This window comes from Sinanaerobacter chloroacetimidivorans (assembly GCF_018128545.1).
Taxonomy (GTDB): Bacteria; Bacillota; Clostridia; order Peptostreptococcales; family Anaerovoracaceae; genus Sinanaerobacter; species Sinanaerobacter chloroacetimidivorans.
Genome location: NZ_JAGSND010000045.1, coordinates 1 through 3268, shown reverse-complemented (window position 1 = coordinate 3268; position 3268 = coordinate 1). Strand labels below are relative to the sequence as shown.

Genomic DNA, 3268 nt, shown 5'->3' with positions numbered 1-3268 from the left:
CGAACCAGCTTTGCGTTATCACATAAAATTAGACCTTTTGATGATCAGACAAAATTGTAACTTAGTTTCACAAACTATAAATATTGAGTTAAGAAAGGATCCACCCATGAACACAAAAAAGCTCTATCAGCAAAATGTATATAAAAAAGAAGGCACGGCTTCCGTTGTAGATATTATTGGGGGCAATGATCCCTCAGGGCCGGTTCGGCTGGTTCTGGATGAAACGATCTTTTTTCCCGTAGGGGGAGGACAGCCTTGCGATATCGGCAGAATTGACGGATACTCTGTTAGAGATGTTTATGAAGAAGACGGCATCATCTATCATGTACTGGACCAAAAGCAGCAAGATTCTGAAGGTGCAATACCCCCGGCAGAAGCTTTCACCTTGGGGCAGCAGGTCCAAATCAGTATCGATTGGGAACGAAGATTTAACCATATGCAAAGACACTGCGGTGAGCATATCTTATCGGGCATCTTTTTCCGGGAATGCGGCGGTGTTAACAGAGGATTCCATATGGGTGAAGATTATATGACAATTGATATCGATGTGAAAGATATCAGCTGGGAAAAAGCAATGGAAATCGAAAGACTCACCAATGAGATCATATGGCAAAACGTGCCAGTCACCACCCGATACTTTCATAGCCGAGAAGAAGCAGAACACCTGCCGCTTCGAAAAGCACTGGCGTTGGATGAAGATATCAGCATTGTCTGTGTGGGAAGTGAAGAAAATCCTGCCGATTGCGTCGCCTGCTGCGGCACCCATCCCAGCACCTCAGGCCAGGTAGGCCTTTTGAAAATATTGAAGCTGGAAAGCTACAAAGGGATGACTCGAGTCTATTTTAAGGCCGGAAAAGAAGCGTATTTAGATTTTCAAAATAAGCATGACATGATAACAAAACTGAATCAAAGATATTCAGCAGACACAGCGGATCTGCTGGATAAGATACAAGTTCAGGAAGAAAAAAGTAAAGGGATCAGGCAGGAGCTGTATCAATTAAAGAATGCCTTTATCAATCAGGAAGTAAATAATATTTTATCGGAATATGAGGGCGAAAGCAATAAAACTCCATCCGTCCTGTCGGTTATTATCAAAGAATATCCTCACTTCAATGCCAATGATATTTTGGCTATGACCAGGATTCTGACAGAACGAGTCAACCACCTCCTGGTTTTGGTTTCAATTTCAGAAAATACCGTTATACTGGCATGTTCAGGCAATCCCGACTGCGGTAAGATCGTAAAAGAGAATGCAAATGTCTGGCGGGGCAAAGGCGGAGGAAATGCCGGAAGCGCTCGGGCTTTGTTTCCTTCCAAGGAAGATTTGGATTGTTTCGTAACCTTTGTAAGACAGGCATATCAAGCCAGATAATTCAGCATCCAAGACATCATTACTTCGAAAAGCTTTTCAGCTCAGATAAAGAAACGAAGGGGGTGCCGTTGCACTCCCCTTTCGTACTAAAAATTAAATTCAGTTGCCCAATCAAAGTCACCGGAAGTTTCTATGCTGCGGGGCCAATGGCTGCACCACTGAGGCACAGCAGGACTTTCCACTCTGTCAAGGCTTGGTGTATAGGGTTTTATATCGATAACCGGGCTGCCGTCATTCGCATCGATGTAAGCCAGTTGGATTCTGCCGGTTTCATGATCAATGGAAATGATTTGCGTGGCAGACAAGGCGATAGGATTGGGCCTCACCGGGGATCTGGTTGCAAAGATACCCATCTTATCCGGAGCATGCTTGTAGGGGGCATCCACCTCTAGGATTCTTCTTGCCTCTTCAAAATCACAACCGTCAAACCACCATAGAATATTGATGTGACCAAATCCGTCCAATGCCTTTAATGCAGTCTTATAGTCTTCGAATAGCTCGACAAAAATTCCCCCTTTTGTTATTATTACTTTTCCAATAGGATTTACTTGATATTGTTCCATCGGTTACCTCCACCTTTATTTTTTATCTGAATTCATCTTAGACCCTCTCACGGCGTCAGAGTCAATATAAATAATTAAAGAAATAAAGAAATAAAGAAATAAAGAAATAAAGAAATAAAGAAATAAATCCTAAGAGAAGAAATAGTAAGAAGGAAGTGAACAAAAAAGCCCGGAAGGATATTAACCTGGTTTAACTCAGCCTTATGTATGAGAAGAGGTCACGGGGATCTGAATCTCTGTAAGATAATTTTGCGGGTTTTCTTCATTCCATGGCCCACAGTGACAAATCTGCCTGTTTTGGCCGATCATTTTATACTGATTATGCTGTGTCAGCCAATGAGCAAAGGCTTCGTAGGCCGGACCGATATTTTGATAAGGACCGTAGACCATAGCACAGGCCATAGTTTCTACAGGCTCCGTTTCACGAAAGGTAAATCCGTCTTTACTCTCACCCAACTCCTGTACTGCGACGCAAACCTCAACATCTACATCTGCCTCTTTAAAATCCGTGTCATGATAAATGGCAAAGTTCAGGCTGTTTTGCGGAATCCTGATGGAATTTGACTCAACAAGCTCGGTAAGTTCCTGCCATAGCATACCCTCACAGAAATAATCCGGAATAATTTTGCGAAGTGAAAGAATCTGATAGGCAGGTATGGTTTTCAAAGAAATATTGTAACGGATCGACAGGTCTTCACCCTTCATATCCTTCATCGCTACCTCTATTTTTCTTAACTTGTCCTGCTCCAGCTTGATGGACGCTTCAATTTCACTGTGTTTGTTGTTCAGAAAGTTGATCATGGCAGTTTCGTTCCAGTTCTGAACGACTGCAGAAATCTCCGCGACCTGAAATCCCGTGTCCCTTAAAAAGATAATTTTATGGAGTAACGGAATCTGCTCTACGGAGTAATAGCGGTAACCGGTAAATTTATCAATATCAGCGGGTTTCAGCAATCCTACCTCATCATAATACCGCAGCATCCGGATGGAAACCTGTGTTAATTTTGAAAACTCTCCGATTTTAAACATGGCTACTCCTCCCTTAATCCGCTAACGTAAATTGGGGCTTTTTACAGCCCCAATTTCTTCCATAGAATCCTTATAGTAATATTATACTACAAAACCGGAGTTATTGCATCGGTTTTAAATCCGAACTGATGATCAGCTTGCATTCCGTGGCTTCCCGAATCTGTTCTACCGTGTAATCAGGATGCAGCTCCTTCAGGACGATTCCTTCCGGTGTTACTTCCATAACACCCATCTCGGTGATGATCATGTCCACCACTCCCACTGCCGTATAAGGCAGGGTGCATTCTTTCAGAATCTTATGCTT

Annotated in this window: 3 protein-coding genes and 1 pseudogene; 1 reads left to right on the top strand and 3 read right to left on the bottom strand. The window is 42.7% G+C overall.

What is annotated here, in order from left to right:
- Positions 1-106 precede the first annotated feature (106 nt).
- The gene (locus tag KCX82_RS22735; RefSeq protein WP_227020724.1) at positions 107-1372 is read left to right on the top strand and encodes an alanyl-tRNA editing protein; all 1266 of its coding nucleotides are present in this window, start codon (positions 107-109) and stop codon (positions 1370-1372) included.
- A gap of 86 nt (positions 1373-1458) precedes the next feature.
- On the opposite strand, the gene tsaA is transcribed toward KCX82_RS22735, so the two are convergent.
- From tsaA to KCX82_RS22720, 3 genes and pseudogenes are all read right to left on the bottom strand, one after another.
- Entirely contained in the window at positions 1459-1935 is a 477-nt protein-coding gene (gene tsaA, locus KCX82_RS22730) for a tRNA (N6-threonylcarbamoyladenosine(37)-N6)-methyltransferase TrmO (RefSeq protein ID WP_227020723.1), read from the bottom strand.
- 201 nt (positions 1936-2136) lie between these two features.
- Positions 2137-2964, bottom strand: coding sequence for a MerR family transcriptional regulator (locus KCX82_RS22725; RefSeq protein WP_227020722.1), 828 nt, complete (start codon positions 2962-2964; stop codon positions 2137-2139).
- Positions 2965-3064: 100 nt separating this feature from the next.
- Positions 3065-3268 (bottom strand): annotated as a pseudogene (locus KCX82_RS22720) (succinyl-CoA--3-ketoacid-CoA transferase); the annotation flags it as partial.

Coding starts and splice junctions, on each gene's coding strand:
- KCX82_RS22735 (WP_227020724.1), top strand. CDS start 107: ATGAACACAAAAAAGCTCTATCAGCAAAATGTATATAAAAAAGAAGGC.
- tsaA (WP_227020723.1), bottom strand. CDS start 1,935: ATGGAACAATATCAAGTAAATCCTATTGGAAAAGTAATAATAACAAAA.
- KCX82_RS22725 (WP_227020722.1), bottom strand. CDS start 2,964: ATGTTTAAAATCGGAGAGTTTTCAAAATTAACACAGGTTTCCATCCGG.